The sequence below is a fragment of the Rhizobium ecuadorense genome (assembly GCF_001187535.1).
Taxonomy (GTDB): Bacteria; Pseudomonadota; Alphaproteobacteria; order Rhizobiales; family Rhizobiaceae; genus Rhizobium; species Rhizobium ecuadorense.
In genome coordinates, this window is record NZ_LFIO01000883.1 from 1 (window position 1) to 497 (window position 497).

Below are 497 nucleotides of genomic sequence, written 5' to 3' on the forward strand. Positions count from 1 at the left end.
GCACAAGCACCCGCTTGGCCGTCTCCGCGTCACGTCGCAATGCCGCATCCAAAAGCTGTTGGTGTTCATTGGCCGCGACATCGCCTCGATAGGACAAGGCAACCATCTGATATCGCAAATATCTGTCGAAGATCACCGAGTGCGTCTCCATCAGCAGTTTCGATCCACAGGCGGATATCAGAGCTTGGTGAAACTCCCAGTCGTAACGCTTCCAGTCCTCTGCCCTGCTGGTGTCGCCGGATGCCATCACCTGTTCCATCCGCGCCAATTTGTAGTGCGCTGATACCAGGGGAGCTTCCCACTCCACGTCGCCATGCACGAACGACTGCTCCAGCGCATGTGTTTCCAGCAGAAGCCTCAGCGCCGCAGTCTCCTTGAGGTCCGAAACGGACACTGGAGACACTTCGAAACCTTTTTGTCCCTCGGCAACGACAAGCCCCTCGGACGACAGCCGATTGAGCACTTCTCGAAGTGTACTGATGCTGGTCTCGTAGGAC

Annotated in this window: 1 protein-coding gene; it reads right to left on the reverse strand. The window is 56.9% G+C overall.

The window, feature by feature from the left end:
* Positions 1-497, reverse strand: a 497-nt coding sequence (locus tag AF337_RS15425) for a GntR family transcriptional regulator (protein ID WP_049732721.1), incomplete at both ends; no start/stop codon positions are given.